This is a genomic window from Bradyrhizobium sp. JR4.1, from assembly GCF_040548605.1.
Classification (GTDB): Bacteria; Pseudomonadota; Alphaproteobacteria; order Rhizobiales; family Xanthobacteraceae; genus Bradyrhizobium; species Bradyrhizobium canariense.
This window is the reverse complement of record NZ_JBEPRY010000003.1, coordinates 564,438-586,432: the sequence shown is the minus strand read 5'-3', so window position 1 is coordinate 586,432 and position 21,995 is coordinate 564,438. Positions and strand designations below refer to the sequence as shown.

Annotated in this window: 25 protein-coding genes; 10 read left to right on the top strand and 15 right to left on the bottom strand. The window is 64.3% G+C overall.

The window, feature by feature from the left end; all coding sequences use genetic code 11:
• Positions 1-5: 5 nt before the first annotated feature.
• The gene (locus tag ABIB90_RS11425; RefSeq protein WP_354167389.1) at positions 6-1,097 is read right to left on the bottom strand and encodes a type II asparaginase; all 1,092 of its coding nucleotides are present in this window, start codon (positions 1,095-1,097) and stop codon (positions 6-8) included.
• Between the two features lie 220 nt (positions 1,098-1,317).
• Positions 1,318-1,566 carry a hypothetical protein gene (locus ABIB90_RS11420; protein WP_007591786.1) on the bottom strand — a complete coding sequence of 83 codons (249 nt, stop codon included), beginning with the start codon at positions 1,564-1,566 and terminating at the stop codon, positions 1,318-1,320.
• 203 nt (positions 1,567-1,769) lie between these two features.
• Here ABIB90_RS11420 and ABIB90_RS11415 point away from each other — a divergent pair, with 203 nt between their 5' ends.
• Entirely contained in the window at positions 1,770-2,240 is a 471-nt protein-coding gene (locus ABIB90_RS11415; protein ID WP_354167392.1) for a cupin domain-containing protein, read from the top strand.
• A gap of 15 nt (positions 2,241-2,255) precedes the next feature.
• On the opposite strand, the gene ABIB90_RS11410 is transcribed toward ABIB90_RS11415, so the two are convergent.
• A complete protein-coding gene (locus ABIB90_RS11410; RefSeq protein ID WP_007591783.1) occupies positions 2,256-2,819 on the bottom strand; it encodes a TetR/AcrR family transcriptional regulator in 564 nt (187 codons plus the stop codon).
• 101 nt (positions 2,820-2,920) lie between these two features.
• Between ABIB90_RS11410 and ABIB90_RS11405 the strand changes: the two genes are divergently transcribed.
• The gene (locus tag ABIB90_RS11405; protein WP_354167395.1) at positions 2,921-3,292 is read left to right on the top strand and encodes a nuclear transport factor 2 family protein; all 372 of its coding nucleotides are present in this window, start codon (positions 2,921-2,923) and stop codon (positions 3,290-3,292) included.
• Between the two features lie 46 nt (positions 3,293-3,338).
• Here the strand turns inward: ABIB90_RS11405 and ABIB90_RS11400 are convergent, their stop codons facing one another.
• Positions 3,339-4,301 carry an alpha/beta hydrolase gene (locus ABIB90_RS11400; protein ID WP_354167398.1) on the bottom strand — a complete coding sequence of 321 codons (963 nt, stop codon included), beginning with the start codon at positions 4,299-4,301 and terminating at the stop codon, positions 3,339-3,341.
• A 133-nt stretch (positions 4,302-4,434) separates the two neighbouring features.
• Between ABIB90_RS11400 and ABIB90_RS11395 the strand changes: the two genes are divergently transcribed.
• Together ABIB90_RS11395 and ABIB90_RS11390 are read left to right on the top strand one after the other, a co-directional pair.
• The gene (locus tag ABIB90_RS11395; RefSeq protein WP_354167401.1) at positions 4,435-5,112 is read left to right on the top strand and encodes a nitroreductase; all 678 of its coding nucleotides are present in this window, start codon (positions 4,435-4,437) and stop codon (positions 5,110-5,112) included.
• A gap of 132 nt (positions 5,113-5,244) precedes the next feature.
• Positions 5,245-5,448 (top strand): hypothetical protein, encoded by a 204-nt coding sequence (locus tag ABIB90_RS11390; protein ID WP_007591770.1) that lies wholly within the window; start codon positions 5,245-5,247, stop codon positions 5,446-5,448.
• 26 nt (positions 5,449-5,474) lie between these two features.
• Here ABIB90_RS11390 and ABIB90_RS11385 read toward each other — a convergent pair whose 3' ends face one another.
• Genes ABIB90_RS11385 through ABIB90_RS11375 form a run of 3 tightly spaced genes read right to left on the bottom strand, consistent with a single transcriptional unit; the run spans position 5,475 to position 8,067 of the window.
• Complete coding sequence (locus ABIB90_RS11385) at positions 5,475-6,596, bottom strand: HD-GYP domain-containing protein (RefSeq protein WP_354167404.1); 1,122 nt, start codon at positions 6,594-6,596, stop codon at positions 5,475-5,477.
• A 47-nt stretch (positions 6,597-6,643) separates the two neighbouring features.
• Positions 6,644-6,964 (bottom strand): PilZ domain-containing protein, encoded by a 321-nt coding sequence (locus tag ABIB90_RS11380; RefSeq protein WP_007591767.1) that lies wholly within the window; start codon positions 6,962-6,964, stop codon positions 6,644-6,646.
• Entirely contained in the window at positions 6,961-8,067 is a 1,107-nt protein-coding gene (locus ABIB90_RS11375; protein WP_354167407.1) for a DUF2336 domain-containing protein, read from the bottom strand. Before ABIB90_RS11375 ends, ABIB90_RS11380 begins: the two co-directional genes overlap by 4 nt.
• 302 nt (positions 8,068-8,369) lie before the next feature.
• Between ABIB90_RS11375 and ABIB90_RS11370 the strand changes: the two genes are divergently transcribed.
• Together ABIB90_RS11370 and ABIB90_RS11365 are read left to right on the top strand one after the other, a co-directional pair.
• Positions 8,370-9,317, top strand: a complete 948-nt coding sequence (locus tag ABIB90_RS11370; RefSeq protein ID WP_354167410.1) for an AraC family transcriptional regulator — start codon at positions 8,370-8,372, stop codon at positions 9,315-9,317.
• A gap of 50 nt (positions 9,318-9,367) precedes the next feature.
• Entirely contained in the window at positions 9,368-9,958 is a 591-nt protein-coding gene (locus tag ABIB90_RS11365) for an NADPH-dependent FMN reductase (RefSeq protein WP_354167413.1), read from the top strand.
• 110 nt (positions 9,959-10,068) lie between these two features.
• Here the strand turns inward: ABIB90_RS11365 and ABIB90_RS11360 are convergent, their stop codons facing one another.
• Both ABIB90_RS11360 and ABIB90_RS11355 read right to left on the bottom strand, forming a co-directional pair.
• Positions 10,069-12,150 (bottom strand): methyl-accepting chemotaxis protein, encoded by a 2,082-nt coding sequence (locus tag ABIB90_RS11360; protein WP_354167416.1) that lies wholly within the window; start codon positions 12,148-12,150, stop codon positions 10,069-10,071.
• An 87-nt stretch (positions 12,151-12,237) separates the two neighbouring features.
• Positions 12,238-12,678 (bottom strand): DUF1810 domain-containing protein, encoded by a 441-nt coding sequence (locus ABIB90_RS11355; protein WP_007591762.1) that lies wholly within the window; start codon positions 12,676-12,678, stop codon positions 12,238-12,240.
• A 221-nt stretch (positions 12,679-12,899) separates the two neighbouring features.
• Between ABIB90_RS11355 and ABIB90_RS11350 the strand changes: the two genes are divergently transcribed.
• From ABIB90_RS11350 to ABIB90_RS11340, 3 genes are all read left to right on the top strand, one after another.
• Positions 12,900-13,850, top strand: a complete 951-nt coding sequence (locus ABIB90_RS11350) for a DUF2778 domain-containing protein (protein ID WP_354167419.1) — start codon at positions 12,900-12,902, stop codon at positions 13,848-13,850.
• A gap of 95 nt (positions 13,851-13,945) precedes the next feature.
• Positions 13,946-14,203 carry a hypothetical protein gene (locus tag ABIB90_RS11345; protein WP_007609546.1) on the top strand — a complete coding sequence of 86 codons (258 nt, stop codon included), beginning with the start codon at positions 13,946-13,948 and terminating at the stop codon, positions 14,201-14,203.
• A 154-nt stretch (positions 14,204-14,357) separates the two neighbouring features.
• Positions 14,358-15,449: a TRAP transporter substrate-binding protein gene (locus ABIB90_RS11340; protein ID WP_354167423.1), complete on the top strand. Its 1,092-nt coding sequence runs from the start codon at positions 14,358-14,360 to the stop codon at positions 15,447-15,449.
• A 122-nt stretch (positions 15,450-15,571) separates the two neighbouring features.
• Here the strand turns inward: ABIB90_RS11340 and ABIB90_RS11335 are convergent, their stop codons facing one another.
• From ABIB90_RS11335 to ABIB90_RS11310, 6 genes are all read right to left on the bottom strand, one after another.
• Positions 15,572-16,354: an ABC transporter ATP-binding protein gene (locus ABIB90_RS11335; RefSeq protein WP_354167426.1), complete on the bottom strand. Its 783-nt coding sequence runs from the start codon at positions 16,352-16,354 to the stop codon at positions 15,572-15,574.
• A complete protein-coding gene (locus ABIB90_RS11330; protein ID WP_354167429.1) occupies positions 16,342-17,397 on the bottom strand; it encodes a dihydrodipicolinate synthase family protein in 1,056 nt (351 codons plus the stop codon). Before ABIB90_RS11330 ends, ABIB90_RS11335 begins: the two co-directional genes overlap by 13 nt.
• 6 nt (positions 17,398-17,403) lie before the next feature.
• The gene (locus tag ABIB90_RS11325; protein WP_354167432.1) at positions 17,404-18,225 is read right to left on the bottom strand and encodes a GNAT family N-acetyltransferase; all 822 of its coding nucleotides are present in this window, start codon (positions 18,223-18,225) and stop codon (positions 17,404-17,406) included.
• Positions 18,212-19,249 (bottom strand): NAD-dependent epimerase/dehydratase family protein, encoded by a 1,038-nt coding sequence (locus ABIB90_RS11320; RefSeq protein ID WP_007591746.1) that lies wholly within the window; start codon positions 19,247-19,249, stop codon positions 18,212-18,214. The genes ABIB90_RS11325 and ABIB90_RS11320 overlap by 14 nt, the downstream gene beginning before the upstream one ends.
• Positions 19,250-19,280: 31 nt before the next feature.
• The gene (locus ABIB90_RS11315) at positions 19,281-20,051 is read right to left on the bottom strand and encodes an ABC transporter permease (RefSeq protein WP_035994923.1); all 771 of its coding nucleotides are present in this window, start codon (positions 20,049-20,051) and stop codon (positions 19,281-19,283) included.
• Between the two features lie 84 nt (positions 20,052-20,135).
• Positions 20,136-20,783 (bottom strand): TetR/AcrR family transcriptional regulator, encoded by a 648-nt coding sequence (locus tag ABIB90_RS11310; protein ID WP_007591743.1) that lies wholly within the window; start codon positions 20,781-20,783, stop codon positions 20,136-20,138.
• 101 nt (positions 20,784-20,884) lie between these two features.
• Here ABIB90_RS11310 and ABIB90_RS11305 point away from each other — a divergent pair, with 101 nt between their 5' ends.
• Positions 20,885-21,901: an ABC transporter substrate-binding protein gene (locus ABIB90_RS11305; RefSeq protein ID WP_354167437.1), complete on the top strand. Its 1,017-nt coding sequence runs from the start codon at positions 20,885-20,887 to the stop codon at positions 21,899-21,901.
• Positions 21,902-21,995 lie beyond the last annotated feature (94 nt).

Genomic DNA, 21,995 nt, shown 5'->3' with positions numbered 1-21,995 from the left:
CTAGCTCAGTAGGTGTAGAACATCCGCTGGATTTCCTTCGTGTCGGTCGTCTTGGTCAGCGCCAGCATCAGCAGAATGCGCGCCTTTTGAGGATTGAGCGTATCCGAGACGACGAAGTCGTGCTCGTCGTCCTTGGCCTCGCCGTTGCGCGCGACGATGCCGTTGCCGACGCGGCTGCTGCGAACGATCACGACGCCCTTCTTGCGGGCCTCGTCGAGAGCTGGCTCGACCGCGGGCCTGGCCAGGCTGCCGTCGCCGACGCCGGCATGCACGATCCCCTTGGCTCCGGCGCCGACAAAAGCGTCGATCGCGACCCGGTTCATGTTGGCATAGCCGTAGACGATATCGACTTGCGGCAGGACATCGAGGCTGGAGACGTCAAATTCGGAGTCCGCCGTGTGGCGGCGCGTCGATTGACGATAGAAGTACGGCTTGTTGCCCTGCATGTAGCCGAGAAAGCCGAGTTCCGGTGTACGGAAGGTGTCTGCCGTCGAGGTGTTGTTCTTGGTGACATCGCGAGCCGCGTTGATCTGATCGTTGAGAGCAACCAGCACGCCCTTGCCGACGGCCTCGTCACTGCCCGCGAGGATCACCGCGTTGAAGAGGTTGATCGGCCCATCCGCGCTGATCGCCGTCGACGGTCGCATTGCGCCGACGACGACGACGGGCTTCTTGCTCTTGACGACGAGGTCCAGGAAATAGCTGGTTTCCTCGATCGTGTCGGTCCCGTGCGTGATCACGATGCCGTCGACGTCGTCCTGCGCGAGCAGCGTGTTGACGCGCTTGGCAAGCTTGAGCCAGTAGTCATTGTTCATGTTCTCGCTGGCGATCTGGAAAACCTGCTCGCCCTTGACGTTGGCCACCGTTTTCAGTTCGGGGACGGCATTCAGGAGGGTCTCTATGCCCACCGTGGCTGCGGTGTAACCGACCACGGTGGTGCTGCTCGCCCCGCTGCCGGCGATCGTGCCGCCGGTTGCGAGCACCATGACGTTGGGCAGTCCCGGGCCCCGCGCGTTCGCGGCTTCAAGTCCGATGAGCAGAGAGAAGAGCAAGCTCATTGCCGCGATGAAGTGATGACGCACTCGAGGTTGCCACATCTTGACGTTCCCTTTCCTAGAAAGCCTTGTCGATGCGCCCCGCTTCGCTCAGCGCCACATGATCGGTCAGTCGAGAGCTCCTGTCTAGGGCGACGCTTTCGGATGATTTGGTCTGGAGGCCGGCACACGCAAACACACACGCGAATGGCCGGGACAAGCCCGGCCATGTGGCAGTTCGTCTGGCGATTGCTCGCTAAAGCAGCAGCGAATTCGCGGCGCCTTACGCGCCCATCTCGCACTTCTTCATAAAGCTGTTCTTGGCGGCGCCGGCGAGCGGCTTGCCCTCGGCGCTGACGGCCTTGGGCGCGCAGGCTTCGGCTTTGCACTTCTTCATGAACGAGGTCTTGGCGGCGCCAGCCAGGGCCTTGCCGTCCTTGCCGACGGCCTTGCTTTCGCAGGTGTCCTCCGCGAAGGCCGAACCCGCTGCAAACGTGGCAACGATCGCCGCCAGGAAAATCCGCTTCATCATGATTGTCTCCCTAAACCAGAAATGGCGCGCGGATTGGAGCCGGGAATCGTGGCGCAATCAAGCTGGATGAGCGGCCGCCGTCCGGTCTTCCTGGCGATTTTTCGACCGCGGGTTCGACGGGGCTCACGGTCTGCTGCACTGCTCGCTGACCGGGACGGGCGATCCTGCTAGCTTCGGGCGAGTTTAGCCGAAGGGAGATCGTGATGGAGACCCTGATTGCGAACATGCCGGATGCCGCTTCTGACCGGCATTCTCACCTGGTTCGGCCGCAAGACATGGAATGGCAGAAGACGCGCTTTCCCGGCTGCGAGGCCAAGACGCTGCTGTTCGATCGCAGCAGCGGTCTGATGACGGCCTTGATGCGCTTTGCGCCGGGATCGGTGCTGCCCGATCACGAGCATGTCGGCGTCGAGCAGAGTTATGTCATAGAGGGCGCTCTCGTCGACAACGAGGGGCCGGCCAAGGGGATCGCCTGCAAGGCCGGCGAATTCATCTGGCGCGAGGCGGGCAGCCGGCATGCCGCCTGGTGCCCGGAGGGCGCCCTGATCCTGGCGATCTTCCAGGTGCCGAACAAGTTCTTCGAAGCCGACGGCCGCGTCGTCGATGCCGCCGGTCAGGATTGGGACCAGACGTGGGGGCACACCAACGCGCAACGGGCGGGAAGGCCGCGATAGGCGGCTCTTCGCAGCTCAACTGCCGTCATCGATGCTTCTGACGAGCATGGTGACCTGAACGGCGATCAGCCGCCGCATCTCCTTGCCGTTCCTGGCGGTTTCGCGCAGTCCCCGCATGCCGAACACCAGGCATCGCGCCAGCACCTCCGGCTCGATCGCTATCCCGGCGGCCTTCACCTGATCGCGGATGAGGTCGGCGACCAGACACTGGAAGTTGTCGTAGACCTTCCGAACTGCGGGGAAGCGGAGGTCGAACAGATCTGCCGAATCGGGATGCGCCTCGATCAGGTCGAAGCCATGCGATCCCCAGGATTTACAGGCGTGGAGCAGCTTGGCGTGAAGGCCGTCGAGGCGCGCGATTGCGGCCCTGATCTCCCGATGCTTCTGCTCGTCCATTCGCTGGATCACCGCCGCGAACACGGCATCCTTGTCGGGGAAGAGCAAATAGAGCGCCGGCCGCGACATTCCCGCCTTGGCGGCGACGTCGCCCATCGTCGTGCGGGCATGGCCGTAGCGGGAGAAGACCTCCGTTGCAGCCTCGACGGCAAGCGCCTCTTTCGAAATGCTGGAACGAGCCATGAGCCTCACAAGGTTGGAACTGAACGTCGAGTCATATTGACAAAGTATCAATAATTGTCAATTTGACGGAAGCGGCGTGAGGCCACGAGAGGTTCTGCGAGATGAACGATGAAGCGCGATTGAAGATCTGGAACACCTATCAGGCGGCGTGGGGACCCATCGATGACGACGAGCGGCGTCGGCTGCTTGAGCAAAGCGTGGCCGCGGACTGCGTGTATACCGATCCGGGCTCGCAGATTAAGGGACGCGACGCCTTGATGGCGCGCATCGGTCAAACCCAGCTCAAGTTTCCCGGCGCGCATTTCAGGAATGACAGCTTCCTCGAGCACCATGATCAGGGGCTTTTTCGCTGGACGATGTACGACGGCGCCGGTCGCGTGTTCGTCACGGGCGAGAGTTTTGGCCGCTTCGGCGACGATGGCCGCCTCGTTCAGGCGACGGGCTTCTTCGAGGTGCCCGCAGCCAAAGCCTGAGCGCTGGCCGGCGCGGCAGCCGATCCTGCCGCTCCGGGCGTCGCCCTCAGGCGCCGCGCGCGAGAAGCGCCTTGAAGTCCGCGCGTGCGCGCTGTGCTTCGGCTCGCGCCACCGCGGAGGCGTCGCCGAGGCCGAAATAGCCGTGGATCAGGCCGGGGCCTTCATGATGCTTCACCGGCACGCCGGCGGCTTCCAGCGCGCGTGCATAGGCTGTGCCCTCGTCGCGGAGGGGATCGAACCAGGCGGTGGTGACGATCGCGGGCGCGACGCCGGCGAGCGAGGCCGCGCGTAGCGGCGAAACGCGCCAGTCGGTGGCATGCGAGGGATCGGCGAGATAATGGCCGCAGAACCACTCCATCACGGCGCGCGAGAGGAAGTAGCCTTCGGCATTCTCGGCGCGCGAGGGGAAGCGTGCGTTCTCGCGCGCGTCCGCATAACTGCCGAGGACATCGGTCACGGGATAGACCAGGAGTTGTGCGGCGAGCTTGATGCCGGCGTCGCGGCAGGCGATCGCGCTGGTGGCGGCGAGATTGCCGCCGGCGCTGTCGCCGGCAACGCCGAGGCGTTTTGCATCGCCGCCAAATTCCGCGACGCGGCCAAACACGTCGCTCACCGCGGCAAAGGCGTCCTCGAACGCGCCGGGAAAGCGCGTTTCGGGCGGGCGACGGTAGTCGACGGAGACGACGACCGCGCCGGTCTCGATCGCAAGGTTGCGTGCCTGCCGGTCGTGAGTCTCGAGGTCGCCCGCGACCCAGCCGCCGCCATGGAAAAACACCACGGTCGGCGCCGGCGTGGTGCCGACCCGGTAGATACGTGCATCGAGCGGTCCGGCGCCGCCTTTCACCTTGATATCCGCGACGATGTCCACCGGCGGCGGCGCTATGGCCGCGCGTGAGGCAGCCAGTGCGCGCAAGGAATCGCGTGCGCTCTGTGGCGTCATCGTCGTGGCATCGCGCATCGGCAGCAGCGGAATGATCTGGGCGATGACGGGATCGAGCGGTGCGGCCATATTGGGATCCTCACAGGGTTCTTGGTCTTGCTTGCGGGTTAGCATAGATATGGCGCGCCGCATCGGCAACGGCTCGCAGTTGCCATGCCGGGGTTTGCGATGCCATGGGATGAACGGGCAGGGAGGTCTTGAGGTGGAATTCGAAACGCTGGTCCAGTCGCGCCGCAGCGTGCGCGGCTTCAGGAACGAGCCGGTGCCGCGCGCGGTGATCGAGGCGATCATCGACAGTGCCAAACGTGCGCCGTCGTCGATGAACACCCAGCCTTGGCGTGTCCACGTGCTCACAGGCGGGCCGCTGGAACAGCTGCGCCGACGCAACATGGAGGAAATGGTTGGCGGCGCCAAAGTCAAGCGCGACATCGTCAGCCATGGCGAATACCAGGGCGTGCACCGGACGCGGCAAGTCGACGTCGCCAAGAAACTGTTCGGCGCGATGGGGATCGCGCGCGACGACAAGCCGATGCGGCAGGACTGGGTGCTGCGCGGCTTCCGCCAGTTCGACGCGCCGGTCTCGCTGGTCTTGACCTATGACCGCGTGCTCGATCCCGGCGCGGTCTGCCATTTCGATCTGGGCGCGCTCTGCTACGGCATCGTGCTCGCGGCCTGGGACCGCGGTCTCGGTTCGGTGATCAACGGGCAGGGCATCATGCGTTCCGACATCGTGCGCGAGGTCGCGAACATTCCGGAGGACGAGGTGATCATGACCTGCGTCGCGATGGGCTATCCCGACGACAACTTTGCCGCGAACGCCGTTCGCTCCGATCGCGAGGGCAACGACGATTTCGTGCGTTACGTCGGATTCGCCGAGTAGCGCAGGCAGAGGAGATTATTCTCTCGCCGAATTTTTTTGGTGCGGACCGCTTGGCGGCCTCTTGCATTCTCGATCGTGCGGGAGGAACAATGTGCGGACTGAAAGGTTTGATGCTGGCGCGAGGGAATTGACATGCGGCGGCTCGCTAGCCTGGTTCGACGGTTCTTCGGCCCGCGAGTGCGGCGTCCGATCGATGATGATCCAAGTCTTCCTTTCACCCCCGAAGAGTTCGGCCGGATGATCCGCAGCGGCCGGCACGAGGACATGAAGCTGCTGGCCGAAGGGCTGGCCTGCCGGACCGTTCCGCGCCGCACCAGACACCGCGCCGCGCACTAGGCTGGGGTCGAGACGGGTTGCTGCGCTCATCTCGTGAGTGCGACCTGTCTGAACGCGGTCAGCAGTGCCTTTTCCAGCTTTCCACTCATTCCGCAGAGAATGTTATAAGCCTCTGCCCGCGGCATCGTTGGCTTGTAGTGCCGGTGCTCGATCAGGGCAGCGTAGATGTCCGAGATCGTCAGGATGCGCACGATATCGCCGATGTTCCCGGCGCAGAGCGCATCCGGGTAGCCGCTGCCGTCGAGAAATTCGTGATGATGCCGCACGGCATCGAGGATCTCCGGCGAGATATTGTCGTGGTCTTTCAGAAAATCGTAGCCCGCCACCGGGTGCGTCTCGATTGTGGCACGTTCCTCCGGATCGAGACGGCCGGGCTTGTCGAGGATGGCAAGCGGGATCCGGGCCTTGCCGATGTCGTGGAACATGGCCGCCGTGTATAGCCGCTCCAGGTCTGACCTGCCGACGCCAAGGCTCAGGCCGAAATCGATGGCGACGCCGGTGACGAGGAGGCAATGCTGATAGGTCCCCTCGTGATGGCGCCGCACCGTCGTGAGCCATTCCGACAGGCCATGCTGGGTGATGCGATCGGCGATCTGGCGGCCGGCTTCCCTGGCGCCGCTGACGTCAATCGGCTGCCCCGATGTCGCCGAGGCAAACATCGACGCGATGGCAATCGCCGCGGTCTCGACGGCGTTGTCCGGCTGCGGCGCGTGACCTGAGGAAGCAGGCGCCTCTTCGGCGGGATCAACCAGCGCTGCCAGCAGCTTGATCTTGTCGATCGTCCCGGGAAGGACGAGCGTGGCTCCGAGCGCGTAGGCCTGCGAGATACTCATGTGAGAGGAGTGCTCGACCAGGAAGATGCGCTTGGTTGCCTTCGCGAGCTTTAAGGCTCGTCTCTTGATGGCCGCAATGGTGTGGACGTCACGCAATTCCGCACGGATGACGATCGCGAACGGTACCTGGGACAGCTTGGCTTCCGCGTCGAGCCGTTCGCCTGCGACGGCAAACTGCTGCTCGAGCATCGAACAGACGCTCGACAATTTGTCTGAAGAATCAGCCAGCACATGCACGAACGGGCGTGCCGCTTCCTTCTCTCGGATGCCGCCGTCGCCCTTGACGGGGCGGGATATAATTCGCGCGTTCTGCACGGTTGACCTGAATTATGCTGAGTGGATGGGCTGATGAATCCTTGGGCCTATTTGCTCTGAGCGGCAGTCTGCGCGGCGGCTGCCGGTTTCCTCTTGCCGTCTGCGGTGACGAAGTGCACGCCGGCGGTGGTGCCGTCGATCCAGACCAATTCGCAGCGCCGGTAGGCGAGCCCCGTCGACGACAGCAGCAGGAAGAATTCCTTGGCCCGCAGAACGTCGAGCGTGCCCTCGACTTCGATCTTCGCACCGCTTTGCGATATGTCGAGCAGAACGCAGCTGCGCCGCCACGTGCCGTCCGAGCCCATCAGATTGACCGGCTGCTTGTGATCCATTTTCACGCGCTGCGCTTTGCGACCGTCGAACTTCATCGGCTAACCCCCATCTTCGCGCCGCGATTTGCCGGATCGCTCGTGTTGGCGCTTGCCGCTATTTCCCCCCATCGCACTGTCCATTGGCTGGTGGACAGAAGCAGCGTCTCGAAGATCCGTTGCGCGCGCTCGCGCCCGGCATAGGAGAGCCTTTTCCCGCTGCGGTTGCTCAGGATGGTAAGGGTGGTCTGCCAGTTCAGCCGCGAGGCCCGGCACGCCATGACCAGCCCCTCGCAATCGTCGTCGCTCACGACACGCTCGATGATTTCGAGCGGCGCCCCAGAAAGCACCGACAGCGCCGTGAATAGGTTGGCCGTCTCGCCGCGGATCGCAAAACGGTTCACCGTGGAATCGTTGAGCTTGCCGATGCGGTTGAGGACGACAATCTCCGGCCTCGCGCTGGCGTAGTCGGCCCTGCAAGGCCGCTTTGGCGGAGCCGGCTCCGTTTCCGGCACCGGCGACGCGGCGAGCGGGTTGGGCGTGGCCGGTGCCTTCCGGGCTGGTGGGGCGGAGAGCAGCTTGCGCACGACCAGGTCGGGCGTGCCGGGCCGGAGCACCAGCGCCTTCGCGATCTCGCCGTCCTGGTCGGCCATGGCAATCAGCGCTGCATAGGCTGCGTCGGAGAATTTCGTTCCCGGGTTCTTGATCAGGGCAAGGCAGATCGGGCCGCCGTGCTTGATCAACGCCTCGGTCACGGCCGGCGCGATGTCGCTGCGGGCGGCGATTGCGCGTCGATGCCACTCGCCACGGGAGTCAATGACAGCCTCGAGATCTGCCGCGGAAAGTGCGCGCGACTTGAGCAACACAGGACATGCCACGTCCGGATTATCGTGCGAGGCGAGACGCCACAATGTTTCGGGAGGCGCGATGTCAAGCTCGGCGAGCGCCGTGCTGAGCTGAACCAGTGCGCTGGTCTCGACCCGTTCCGTCAATCGCAGCAGAACACCGTCGACCACGTTGACGAGCAATTCCCGGCACTGGCCGCGGCTACCAGTGAGCAACTGCACCATGCCGGAGAGAATGCGTGCGCAACGCTCCGCCGGGCACGTTGCGACCGTCTCTTCCAATTCAGCGAGAATATCAGCAGGCGAATTTGCCATCATGGCAGGGGCCTGACCTAAAATTAATTTGGACTATCGAACTGCTTCTATTCCGCTCGACAAACGTTAATTTGAAATTTGGATTTTGCTCGTCTAGGTATATGTGCACCGCTGGCCACACGGGAAACGCTATCGAAAATTGGCGAGATTTGATGCGCCGGCTTGTCCTTGGACTTCGACGCTCGCCAACTGGTCAACATAGTTCGAAGTGATTCTTTCAGACTTAAGGGACACCGGAACGGGGAAGTTGGGCCGGCATCGTCGCCGGAGGCGCGTGTGTTGCGACGCGAAGTTTCACATTTGCCATGAACAGAACTGATGATGCGCCCACGCTAGCGCCGAAGGTATTTCGTTTCACCGACGTCGATGAATTTCGAAGTGCCATACGAGGCCTGAACTTCGAGTTCACGCCTTTCGTACGGAGGATTTCGGCCGAGCAGACCATTCTGTCGCTGCCCGGCTGCGACGTGAATTTGACGCGGGCATTTCCGCGGGTCGTCGACGCACAGCTCGTCGAGAATTGTACCGCGATCGGATTCACGATGGACGATTTGGACGTGCCGGTTCGATTCAACGGCACGCAGCGCACACGACCCGTCATCGTCATCGGCAGCGGCGGCGCGGCTTACACCACCATCGAGGAAGTGCCGCGGCAAATCGGCTCGGTGGTGTTCAGGCCGGAGGTGACGGATCGCGGCTGGCCACAAGCAGCCCTCTGCTTCAACATCTTCGAAACGACCGCCGCGGGCTTGAACCGGCTCCGCGGTGTGGTTCGGGAGGTGCTGGCAGCCGCTTCGGAGCCGGTCGATGCACCCGACGTGCCGCTGAAGGCTGCCGCCATGAGGGAGACCTTGCTCGGCGCTGTGGACGCAATTTTCGAAAGCATCGTTCCTGCGCGATGGACCCTGCGCCCCAATGACGAGCGGAAATTCAAGGTCTTTCAGGACATCCGCGCGCTGCTTTCCGACGACCTCTCGCAGCCCATCTACAGCGACGAGATCGCGCGCACGCTCGGCTTGTCCGTTCGCACCATGCACGACGTCGTCCGCCGCTATCGCGGCATGAGCCTGCACCGCTACTTGCGCCTGCGGCGGCTGTGGCTGGTGCGCCAGCGGCTGCTCGCCGGTGCCGACAGCGTCAAGGCCGTCGCGCTGGCGTTCGGCTTCTGGCATCTCGGTGACTTCTCCAGAAGCTATCGCGACCAGTTCGGCGAGACACCGTCGCAAACGCTCGAGCACGGACGGCGAACCTAGCGCGTCAAAACGTTGAGGCCGGCCTGCTGATCCGTGCTATACTACCGGCCATGAGCAATCGCATCCTCGTCCTCTACGGTTCCTACCGTTCCGACCGCATGGGCATACGCCTTGCGAATTTCGTCGTCGATCGCCTGCGCGGTCGCGGCGACGACGTCGTGTTCATCGACGCCAAGGCGATCGGCCTGCCGATGCTCGATCGTATGTACAAGGAATATCCCAAGGGCTCCGCCCCTGAGGCGCTGGAGAAGCTGGCCGGAGAGATCCGCGGCGCCGATGGCTTTGTCTTCGTCACCGGCGAGTACAATTGGGGCATCCAGCCGGGCCTGAAAAATCTCACCGACCACTTCCTCGAGGAGTGGTTCTGGCGTCCGGCCGCGATCGTGAGCTACTCGGCCGGCCGCCTGTCCGGCGCGCGTGCCTCGACCGCCTGGCACGGCACGCTGTCGGAGATGGGCATGGTGGTGGTGTCGAGCACCATCGGCGTCGGCCCGATCGCACAGACGCTATCGGAGGCGGGCGAGCCGATCGGCGAGGGCGGCAAGGCGCTCGAACGCTCGTTCCCGCGCTTCGCCGACGATCTCGCGTGGTGGATCGAGGCCGCCAAGGCGCAGCGGGCGCGCAAGGCGCCGCCTTATTGACGGTCCCGTAGCCCGGATGGAACGCAGCGCAATCCGCGGCCGACGTAGTTTGCGGCACGATTCCCGGATTACGCTGCGCTCCATCCGGGCTACGAAGCTGCGCGCCGCGCTTACGCCGACCTGACCTCGCCGAGGAAGCGGTCGAACTGTCCGGCGAGATCGCGCGACTGGGTCGAGAGTTGTTCGGCTGCGCCCAGCACCTCTCTTGCGGCCGTGCCGGTATCGTCAGCGGCGCGCTGCACGCCTGATATGTTGGTGTTGACCTCCTGGGTGCCGCGCGCGGCCTCCTGGACGCTGCGGGCGATCTCCTTGGTCGCCGAGCCCTGTTCCTCGATCGCGGCCGCGATCGCGGTGCCGATCTGGTCGATTTCGCCGATGACGTCGGCGACGTTGCGGATCGCGGTCACGGTCTCGTCGCTCGCGGCCTGGATCGCTGAAATTTGCTCGGAGATTTCGGTGGTGGCCTTGGCGGTCTGGCCCGCAAGCGATTTCACCTCGGCAGCAACCACCGCAAAGCCGCGGCCGGCGTCGCCGGCGCGGGCAGCCTCGATGGTCGCGTTGAGCGCCAGCAAATTGGTCTGCTCGGCGATGCTCTGGATCAGCGTGACGACGTCGCCGATCTTCTGCGCGCCCTCGGCCAGCGCACGGGCGGTGTCGCCGGTGCGGCGGGCGTTGTCGACGGCGCGGGCGGCGATCTCGGTGGATTGGGCCACTTGACGGCCGATCTCCGAGATCGAAGAGGTCAGCTCTTCGGTGGCGCTCGCAACAGTCTGCACGTTGCTCGATGTCTGCTGTGAGGCGGCGGCGACGACCGCGGCCTGGCTGTTGGTCTGGGCTGCCGTCGAGGTCATCGACTGCGCCGTGCTTTCCATGGTGGAGGACGCGCGCGACAGTCCGCCGACGAGCTCGGTGACCTTGGCTTCGAACGCGCGGGTGATCCCGTCGAGCGCCTGTGCGCGGCGCATCTTGCCGTCGTTCTCGGCCTGCTTCTCCGCCGCGAGGCTGTCGGCCCGGATCATGTTGTCCTTGAAGACCCGGACGGCCGCGGCCATCGCGCCGATTTCGTCGGAACGTTCGGCGCCGGGAATCTCTTCCGCGACCTCGCCGTCGGCAAGCCGCGACATCCGCGTTGTCAGATTGACGATCGGGGCGCAGACGCGGCGGCGGACCGTGACGATGAGGCCGGCGCTGGCGATCAGCACGGCGAGAAGGCCCGCGAGAGCGATGGTGAAGCTGGTGTGGGCCGCAGTGGAGGCACCGGCGAGAATGTGCTCGGCGTTGTCGTAGAAGGCGTCGCGGACCTCGATGATGGTGCCGAGGCCGCGCTGCGTGGCGGTGTAATAGGTGTCCATGTCGTGTTCGTACTTGCCGCTGACCGCACCCTCCTTCACCAGCTTGAGCTCGCGGCCGAACTCTTCGATGTAGATCGCGTTGAATTTCTCCAGTGCGGCGGCGATGTTCGCCGGCGTTGCGGGATTGCCGCGCAGCTCCAGCAGCGACATCACGATCTGATCGTTGCGGCCCTGCGAGCGGCTGATCTCGGCCTTCTCGGTATCGGTCGCTGGTTTCTTGCCCCCGACGAGGTTCTTGTGCAGGCTGGAGTTGAAGCCGCCGACGTCGCGCAACGTCATCGCGATGTTGGCGTAGCTGGCCTGCCGGTAGGCGTCGCCGTTGAGGATCGCCATGCGGCGGACCTGCTCGTTGAGCAGCGCAGTCACGCTGGCGTTGAGCACGGCGTTGTCGGCGACGATCTTCTTGGCGGCGTCCTTGCGCGCCTCAGGCGGGCCCGACATCGCCTTGTCGATGGCCTCGCGCAGCGACGTGAATTTCGAATTGATGGCGTCGATGTTGCCGCCGGTGGTGTTGCCGTCGTCGAACGGGCCCGGCAGGTCCTTGCGCAGCGCGTTCATCCTGTCGCGGGCGGCATCGGTCTGCTTGCGCAGCTTGTCCTGTTCGGCCAGCAGCGCCGGGTCGACGGCGGGAGGGCCATAGAGGATGTTGGTGGAAAAGCCGCGCTCGGGATTGAGGTAGCGCGGGATGTCGCTGACGGCGCGGACGATCGCCAGCCGCCCCTGGGCTTCGGTGATTCGCTCCATCGTCTGGTATTTCGTTACGGCGACGTAGACGGCGAGGCCGCCGCCCACGGTCGAGAGCGAGACGATCGCGGTGGTCAGGAGCGTACCGATTTTCATGAGTCTGTCCGGCAACTGGCGCGGGAAATAATTTGCACGGACAATAGGCAGGCGATGTTAATCCCGGGTTTACGCTGGTGGCCGCGGTCACTTGGGCTGTCGGTCGAGGACCGCGAGGATATCGAGCGTTGCCTGATCGCGCTTGCCCGAAAAATACCGGGCGAGCGCCTGGTCGAAAACGGGTTCGTCGGACACCGCGTCGAACAGCGTCATCGACGAGCGGAATTTGGCATCATCGGGCGCGCCGAGGATCGCGTTGATGGTCCGGCCTTCGACGGCAAGCACGAGGCGGGTGCATTCGATCAGGCGCGGACCGAGGATGGGGTGGGCGAGATAGGCCTTGGCCTCCGCGCGGGAGGCGATGGCGTAGCGCTGCGACATGGCGCTGAAGCCGAGGCCGGCGACCTGCGGGAAGACGAACCACATCCAGTGGCTCTGCTTTCGGCCCCGGGTCAGCTCCCCCTGAACGTCGCCATAGACCGGGTCCTGGGCCCGGACAAAGCGTTCTAGATCGAACGGATCGGTCATAAGATACCTTGGGATACCCCGGAATGGCTTGCCGGAGCCTTGCCAGACGCCCGCCGGCCCCGATTATGCCTAACTTTTGGCTCCCAATGTGGTAGCTGGTATAGAGTCTCCGGGTGGGGGTGGGTCCCCCGGGGGTCGATTTTGGGGAGCTGATGGTTTCCGACCGGGCACAAGCCGAGAGGCTATTGTCGCGCCGCCGTATTGGGCGAGCCGAGACGATATTGCTGTCTCTGGCCGCCGTCGCGCTGGCACTGGGCGCTGCCGCCTGGGTCGCGGATATCGGCGGTTCGGCCTCGCTGGTCACCGCCGCACTGCCGCCGGCCAATGCCCCTTCGTTCGATGATCGTTTCGCTTCGGCATCTGGCAATCCGCCCGCCCGCGAGCTTGGCCTGCGGGCGCTGGAGCGCTCCGCGGTGAGCGCAGTCCAGCTCAAATTGCGCGATGCCAAGGCGATGCTTGCGCAGAAGCTCCAGGGCGACGACTGGCGCTCGACCCTGACCGACGACGACCGGCATATGTCCGAGGAGACGAGACAATCGCAGCGTGCTGACGCCATCCCGATGCCGCGCTCGCGCCCGCCCCAGGCCGACATCTCCGCCCAGATCGCCTCGAGCCAGGCTTATGCCGAGACCAACCCCAGGGTCGACAACCGCAACTTCTTCGAAAAATTCACCGACAAGATCAAGCTGGCCTCGCTGACGCCCGACAGCGGCCTGTTCGGCAAGGCGCCGGATCTCGCCGCGCTCGGTTACGATTCGCGCACCGCGGTCTACGACATCTCGGCCAAGGCGCTTTACCTGCCGAGCGGCCTCGCGCTGGAAGCGCATTCCGGGATGGGCGCGCTGATGGACGACCCGGAGCACGTCGACCAGCGCATGGTTGGCGCGACCCCGCCCGCGACCTACGACCTGAAGCCCCGCGAAAAACTGTTTCACGGCGTCCGCGCACTGCGCTTGACTCCCACCGAGGGCACCAGCGCGCTCGGCCGCGTCGGCCTGCTCACCCACAATTACATGCTCGGGCCCCGTGGCGACTCCAACGGCTGCGTGTCGATCAAGGACTACGATCGTTTTATGAAGGCCTACGATAACGGTGAGTTCAACCGTCTGGTCGTGGTGCCGAAGTTGAGCCCATCGGCGACCGCCTCGCAGCGCGCGAGCACCGAGTCCTGATATCTGCTCCTGATATTTGCCTGCCACGGCGGGGCTGCCGTTTTCCCTTCGTTAAGCCGTCATCGTGCAGAAGCAGCCCATGAGTGATCCGCAAAGTGAGTGATCCGCAAAGTTCCGAGACCCCGCTGCGCACGACGTTCAAGATCAAACTGAACGGCGACACGCTGGCGATTGCGACCGTCGGCCAGGCCTATCAATTCCTCACCAACTTCAAATCGGTCGAGTGGATGGAATTCCGCTCGCTGCATGAAGACGCGGTCGCAGCGCTCGAAGGCGCCGCCGAGAACGCCATGCTCGTGGTGCAGGCGACCAACGCCGTGCGCGCGCTGTTCGTGAGCGCCAAGCTGCTCTGAGAGTGACGCGGTAGATACTTGGGGGATCCCGGGATTGCGCTGCGCTCCATCCGGGCTACCGCTCACAACTTGAACTCCGCTATAGGAACGGCAATAGCTCGCGAAGATCGCGCTCAAGCCGAGACGTTGAAACATAGTTCAGGGAGAGACCATCATGAAACGCCGTACGTTCCTCAAGGGCGGCGCCGTGGCCGGCGCGACGACGCTGGTTGCTGCACCTGCGATCGCGCAAGGCGCGCCCGAGATCAAGTGGCGCCTGACCTCCAGCTTCCCGAAATCGCTGGACACCATCTACGGCACTGCGCAGACCTTTGCGAAATATGTTGCCGACGCCACCGATAACAAATTCCAGATCCAGACCTTTGCGGCCGGCGAGCTCGTCCCGGGCCTGCAGGCGCTCGATGCCGTCAGCACAGCCTCTGTCGACATGGCTCAGACCCCGCTCTATTTCTACATCGGCAAGGAGCCGGCGCTGGCCTACGCGACCGGTGCGCCGTTCGGCATGAACCATCGTCATCAGGAGTCCTGGTGGCATTTCGGCGGCGGCGCCGACCTCACCAACGAGGCGCTGAAGCCATTCAAGGCGCACGCCATCCTCTGCGGCAATTCCGGCACCCAGATGGGCGGCTGGTTCCGCAAGGAGATCAAGACGGTCGACGATCTCAAGGGTCTCAAATTCCGCATCGCCGGCATGGGCGGTCATGTGCTGGCGCGGCTCGGCGTGGTCCCGCAACAGATCGCGGGCGGCGACATTTATCCGGCGCTGGAAAAGGGCACGATCGACGCGGTCGAATTCGTCGGACCCTATGACGACGAAAAGCTCGGCTTCCAGAAGGTCGCAAAATACTACTACTTCCCCGGCTGGTGGGAAGGCGGCGCCATGCTGCACATGATCGTCAACGACGAGAAGTGGGCGTCGCTGCCGAAGCAGTACCAGGCGATCGTCAACCAGGCCGCGTCGGCTGCGGGCGCCTGGATGCTCGAGAAATACGACAGCGTGAATCCGGCGGCGCTGAAGCGGCTGATCGCCAATGGCGCGGAGCTGAAGGCGTTTCCGCAGCCGGTGCTGGAGGCCTGCTACGCCGCGACCCAGGAGCATCTGAACGAGCTCGCCACCAAGAGCGACCTGTTCAAGCGCACCAAGGAAAGCCACGACGCCTATATGAAGGAGCTGCTGTTCTACACGCAGATCGCGGAGAATTTTTACGATAATTATCTGCTCGGCAAGATGCGCAACAAGACCTGATCGCGCAAACTCCCGTAGGGTGGGCAAAGGCGCACTTGCGCCGTGCCCACCACTGCTTGCATGACTCGCCATGGTGGGCACGCTTCGCTTTGCCCACCCTACAGCATCTATCGTGCGGTGAATTAAGCCGCGCCCAGACCCAGCTTCTCGTAAATGCGCCTTGCATAGGCGCCGAACGCGTCCGTCGTCTTGAGCGGCAGAGCCCGCGGGAAGGGCAGGTCGATCGGAAAATAATCGGCCATCTTTGCCGGGCCGGCGGTCAGCACGGCGCAGTGCGAGGACAGGAACACGGCTTCCTGAATCGAGTGCGTGATGAAGATGATGGTCTTGCCGCTCTCGCGCCAGATCCGCAGCATCTCCAGATTCATCTGCTCGCGCGTCAGCGCGTCCAGCGCGCCGAACGGCTCGTCCATCAGGATCAGTTTCGGGTCGTGAATGAAGGCGCGCGCGATCGCGGTACGCTGCTGCATGCCGCCGGACAGCTCTCGCGGATATTTCTGCTCGTAGCCGGCAAGACCCACCAGATTGAGCAGATCGCGCGCCCGTTCGCGCGCGGCCCTCATGGGAAGGCCGACGATCTCCGCCGGCAGCAACACATTGTCCAGGATCGTCCGCCATTTCAGCAGCAGCGCCTGCTGGAATACCATGCCGATGTCGCGGGTCGGATCGAACGGGCTTTTGGCATTGCCGATCTTCACCGTGCCGCCGTCGGCGCCGTGCAGGCCGGCCAAGATCTTCATCACTGTGGTCTTGCCGCAGCCGGACGGGCCGACCAGCGAGACAAGCTCACCCTCCTGCACGTCCATGGTGACGTCGGACACCGCCAGGAATTCGGCGCCGCCGCTACGATAGACCTTGCGGACGCCTTGCAGGCTGATGAAGGGGTTTGAGCTCATGCCAGCCATTTGTTCAAGTTTGCGGCCACGAAGGCGTCGTCGCTGAGATCTGAATGCTCGCGAGTGACGCGGTCGATCTCGTCCTTCTGGCCGGGACTCATGCCCTCGTTCGGATCGAGGCACCACAAGCCCTGCATCAGGCCCTGCCGTCGCAGCACCTCATGGCAGCCGGCGATGCAACCGTGAAAATCGTTGGCGACGTCGAAGAACGCGCTGTTGCAATCGGTGACGCGGGCATCGAGCGCGAGCAAATCGGCCGGGACGCTGTCCTTGTGCCGTGCCGCCTTGCAGCGCTCGAATTGCTTGATCGCGCTCGCCGTCCAGACCGACCAATGGCCGAGCAGACCCCCCTTGAAGTAGGTCCGCGTGGTGATGCCGTTGTCGCGGAGGTCGAACGGCAGCATCAAATCGAGCAGGATGTGGTCGTCATTGCCGGTATAGAGCGCAACGCGGTCGAGCGCGCCAGCCGCCGCGACGCCGCGCAGAACATCAAGGGTCCTGTAGCGGTTGAACGGCGCGATCTTGATCGCGATGACATTGTCGATCGCGGCAAAGCGCTGCCAGAACCGGCTCGACAGGACCACGCCGCCGACTGCCGGCTGAAGATAGAAGCCGACCAGCGGAATCTCGGCCGCGACCGCTGTGCAATGCGCGATGATTTCGTCTTCGGACGCGCTCTTCATCGCAGCGAGACTGAGGAGCCCTGCGTGGTAGCCGATGTCGCGCGCGGTGAGGGCTTCAGCGGTGGCCTGCTGGGTCGGGCCGGCAAGGCCCGCGACCAGCGCCAGCGGACGCTTGGTCCAGTCCGCCGCCGTCTCGGCAGCGAGCTCCAGCACGGGACGATAGAGGCCGACATCGCGGATCGCAAACTGCGTGGTGTGCACGCCGACCGCAACGCCGCCGGAGCCGGCGTCGACGTAATAGCGCGTCAGCGCCCGCTGATGCTGTTTGTCGAGCTGGCGTTCGGCGGTGAGCGCGAGGGGATGCGCCGGCAGCACGGTGCCGTCGGCGATCAGCTTGCGGATCTCGCTGTTGATCTGGCTGTGGTGCATGATGTCCTATCCGAATTCAGGGCCGGCGACGGCGAATGGCATGTCCTCACCCGTGGCTATGGCGGGTCCGAACCGCATGCGCTGGAACGGCCGTTCGATGCTCCAGCCCGACGCGGTCAATCCGTCAGGGAACGCGGCTTGCGACGCGACGGCGTCGAGCAGCAGCGGCCCGGTTTCCGATCGTGCGATGGCATCCACCAGGGTCAGCGCTGCTGCCGTGTTGTCGGCAAATAGCGGGCCGATATGGCGCGCGGTGCGTCCGTCGCGAACCAGCGCGATGGCTCCGTTCGCGGAGACGATGCGTGAGCCGGGACGCCGAGCGAAGTTGGAGAGCAGGGCGGTTCGACCGAAACCAGTGGCGCGCCGGTCACGCATGCGGAGCGCGTCGAGCGTCGCGGATGAAGGTGCCTGCCCGGACGTTGACGCGGGTTTCACCAGTTTGAGGCGGCGCAATTGCAGGGTCGGCGTGAACCCGAGCGGCCCATAGACGGCAGCACCATCCGGCGTTGCGTCGAGCCAGCTCGTCAGGCCGTTCCTGCGGGCGGTTTCCAGGCAGGCATCGACGAGGCGCGTTGCAAGGCCGCGGCGGCGATGGGTGCCTGATACCAGCACCATGCTGATCCAGGCATTTTTGCTGGAGTAGGGCAGCAGGGCCGCGGTTGCCACCAGCCGTCTGCCGTCACGGATGCCGAACACGATTCCATCGTGCAGGAAGATGCGCCAGTCCTCCTCGGTCTGGTTCCAGCGTGCTTCCGTCGACAGCACGAGCCCGGCGATCGCATCGTCGACGCCGAGCTTGATGATGGCCGGCTCGTCAGTAGCGTCCATCGCGCACCTCGTATTTGGTGGGCTTGCCGAGGCTCGGCATGGCGCGGGACACCCAATCCGCGGTCCAGGCGATCAGCTGCTCGGTGTCGACGACCGGCAGGCCGAACAGCTCGACGGCCTTGGACGTGTCCGTCAGCCACGCCGTCGGCTGTTCGTTTCCTGTCAGCACCGGCGCGCGGCCGAACCTGGCGCCGAATCGTGCTGCGAGGTCGCGTACCGCCAAGATCTCGTGGCCGCTGACATTGATCGGCGAGGTCGGCGTCGTGCAATGCGCGAGACAGCGCAGCGCCTGGGACGAGGCATCGCCCTGCCAGATGAAATTGACATGACCGATGCTGACGTCGATCGGCGTGCCCGTGAGCACCTTCGATGCGATGTCGTGGAGCACGCCATAGCGCATGTCGATCGCGTAATTGAGGCGGAACAGCCGCCCGGGCGTTCCGAATTTGCGCGAAAAAAACTCGAACATGCGCTCGCGGCCGACGCAGGATTGGGCGTATTCGCCGGGCGGGTTCGGCGCCATGTCCTCGCGCGAGCCTTTGCCGTCGACGGGGACGAAGGGATAGATGCAGCCGGTCGAGAACGCCACGATCCGCGACGAGGGGAAGGCCTGCGCGACCAGCGCCGGCACGTGCGCATTCATCGCCCAGGTCAGCGACAGATCGCCCTCCGCGCCGAATTTGCGGCCGGCCATGAAGACGATATTGGGCGCCTTCGGCAGCGTCTGAATCGCGGTCTCGTCCATCAGGTCGCAATTGATGGTCTCGACGCCACGCCCGTGCAGCCAGTCCTTGACGCCGGCGTCGCTGAAGCGGGCGACGCCAATGACGCGGCGATCGGGCGCTGCGGCTTTGGCAAGCCCCGCCAGCGTCGGCCCCATCTTGCCGGCGACGCCAAGGATCATGATGTCGCCCTCGACCCTGGCGAGGTCGTCGATCAATGCCTGGGTCGGCCGGCACAGGAGATCGTCGAGCGCAGCGATATCAGGGATGGTCTTCGGCAGTGTCTGGCGGGTCAGGAGCATGGTTGTGGTCCCTGGTCTTGGCTTTGACGTTTCAGGTCGGTGTTGCGTCACCGACCACGAATATGCGTTCGAGGGCGAGCACGAAGCCGTAAAGCGCGACGCCGAGCAGCGTCAGCAGCACGACGGCCATCACCATCGCGGGCGTGTCGAGCGATGACTGCACCTGGATCATGAGGTAGCCGAGCCCGCGCTCGGAGGCGATGAACTCGCCGACGATGGCGCCGGCGACCGCGAGGATGGCGCCGACTTTCATGCCGGAGAAGATGTAAGGCAGCGATCCCGGCAGCTGGATCTTGCGGAACAGCGTCCAGCGCGAGCCGCGCAGCGATTTGACCAGGTCGAGCAGATCCGGCTCGACCTCGCGCAAGCCCCGCGCGGTGGTGAGCAGGATCGGGAAGAAGCAGATGCTGAAGGCGATCAGGATGTTCGGCACGATGCCGTAGGAGAACCAGACGATGAGGAGCGGGCCGAGCGCGACCTTCGGGATCATGTTCAGCGTCACGAACAGCGGCAGCAGCACGAGGCTGATCAGCGGCGCCCAGCTGAAGATGACGGCCAGCGCCACGCCGACGAATGCGCCGAGCGCAAAGCCGCCGAGGATCTCGATCGCCGTCACCAGCGTATTGGCGCCCCAGGCGTAGCTCGCGGTTCCCAGCGTCTGGATTGTCGCGAGCGGCGAGGGCAGGATGAACTTCGGCACGTGGAAGGCATCGACCAGGACCTGCCAGAGCACGAGCACGGCGAGGTGCACGATCAGGACGATCGCAAAGCTGCGCGTATTGCGGGCGCCGTCTCCTGCCACCAGTTGCTCCCTGTTGCCAGCGGCCACCTTGCCGCTGGTCGCAAGCCTAACCGGCATCGAGGGAAGTTTCAACCAGTTGGTTGATTACGGCCGGAGCGAATGCAGCACGAGATCGGCGACGTGCCGACGGCGGGCGCGGCGCGCGGCCCGGCTCGACAGGTCCTTGCCGAAGATCGCCGAGAGCGTCGGTGTGTTGGAGAGATAAAAATAGCTGAGGCCCGCGATGGAGATATAGAGCTGGATCGGGTCGATTCCCTTGCGGAACATGCCGGCGCGGACGCCCTCGTGAAGGATGTGGGACACGCTCTTCACCAGCGGTGAATGCATCGCCTCCAGCCGCGTCGAGCCGCGGACGTGGCGGGCACCGCCGCGGTTCTCGTCGTTCAGAAGCACGATGAAATCGGGGTTCGTCGCCAGATAATCGAACGAGGCTTCGATCAGTTTCCGGATCGCCTTTTCCGGCGGCAGGCCTTCGAGATTGAGCTGGCGTTCCTGCTCGCGGATATCGGCGTAAACCCATTCGAGCACGGCGAGATAGAGCGCGTCCTTGTCGCCGAAATAATGGTAGACGAGCTGCTTGTTGACGCCGGCGCGCTCCGCGATCTCGTCGACGCGGGCGCCGGCAAAGCCGTGCCGGGCGAACTCCTCGCGCGCCGCGGTGAGCAGCTTCTTGCGTGTGGCGACCGGGTCGCGCCGCTGCGGCACGGTGTCGCCTGAACGTTTTGCGGGCATTTCCAACCAAACAGTTGACAAGTTGAGGGCGGCCTTGTTGCATTGGTATCCTCACAGGGGGAGAGCGACAAGCCGGGTCGCGGGCAACGAGGAGAGATGCGATGAAGCGTTTGCAGGCGGCGGGCTCGGCCCTGGCTGTGGCCCTGATGCTCGGATCACCAGTCGTGCCCGCGACCGCGGGCGAAGCGGTCAATCTGATCCTGAACTGGGCGCCGACGGCCGATCACTCGCCCTATTATTACGCCAAGGCGCAAGGCTGGTACGAGAAGGCGGGCATCGATCTGACCATCGAGGTCGGCAAGGGCTCCGGCGTCTCCGCCGCAAAGGTCGGCTCCGGTGGCTCGCCCTTCGGCGTCGCCGATCTCGCCACCATGCTGGTGGCGAAGAGCAAGGGCGCTGACGCTGTTGCCGTAATGAGCGTCTACGCCAACACCGGCCAGACCTTCTACTGGCTCAAGAGCTACGGCGTGAACGGGGTGAAGGATTTTGCCGGCCACAAGATCGGCAATCCGCCCGGGGACGCCTCGCGCGTGATGTGGCCGGCTTTCGCCAAGGCTGCAGGGCTTGCACCCGACTCCGTCGGCTTCGTCAATGTCGGGCCGACGGCGAAGATCGCCGCGCTCAAGAGCCATACCGTCGACATCATCAGCGACTTCTACAACGAGCACGATTTGAAGGTGATCGAATTCGGAAGCGATCTCGGCTACGTCAACTGGAAGGACATCGGGCTCAATCCTTACGGCAATTCGCTGATCGTCAACGGCGGCTATCTGCAGAAGAATCCCAAGCTGGTCGAGGAGTTCGTGCGCGTCACGCAAAAGGCGTTCGCGACTTGCGTCGCCGACGCCGCGCCCTGCCTGAAGGCGTTGCTCGATCAGGTCTCCGGTCTCGACAAGGAGAACCAGGAGCGCCAGTGGGAGCGCATCAAGTTCCTGATGACGGACGAATTCACGACGACGAAGGCGCTCGGCTGGATCGACGGCGAGCGCATGAAGAAGGACTACGAGCTGGTCCAGACCTATCTCGGCATGGAGAAGCCGTTCGACGTCACGACGGCGTTCACGACCAAGATGCTCGACCCCGCCATCAAGATGGACGCGAGCAAGGTGAAGAAGTAGGGGGCGAAGAGCCGTCGCGCCGCCCCACACACCGGTGTCGTGCCCCGCGAAAGCGGGGCATCCAGTACGCCGCGGCCTGTCGATTAACCCACAA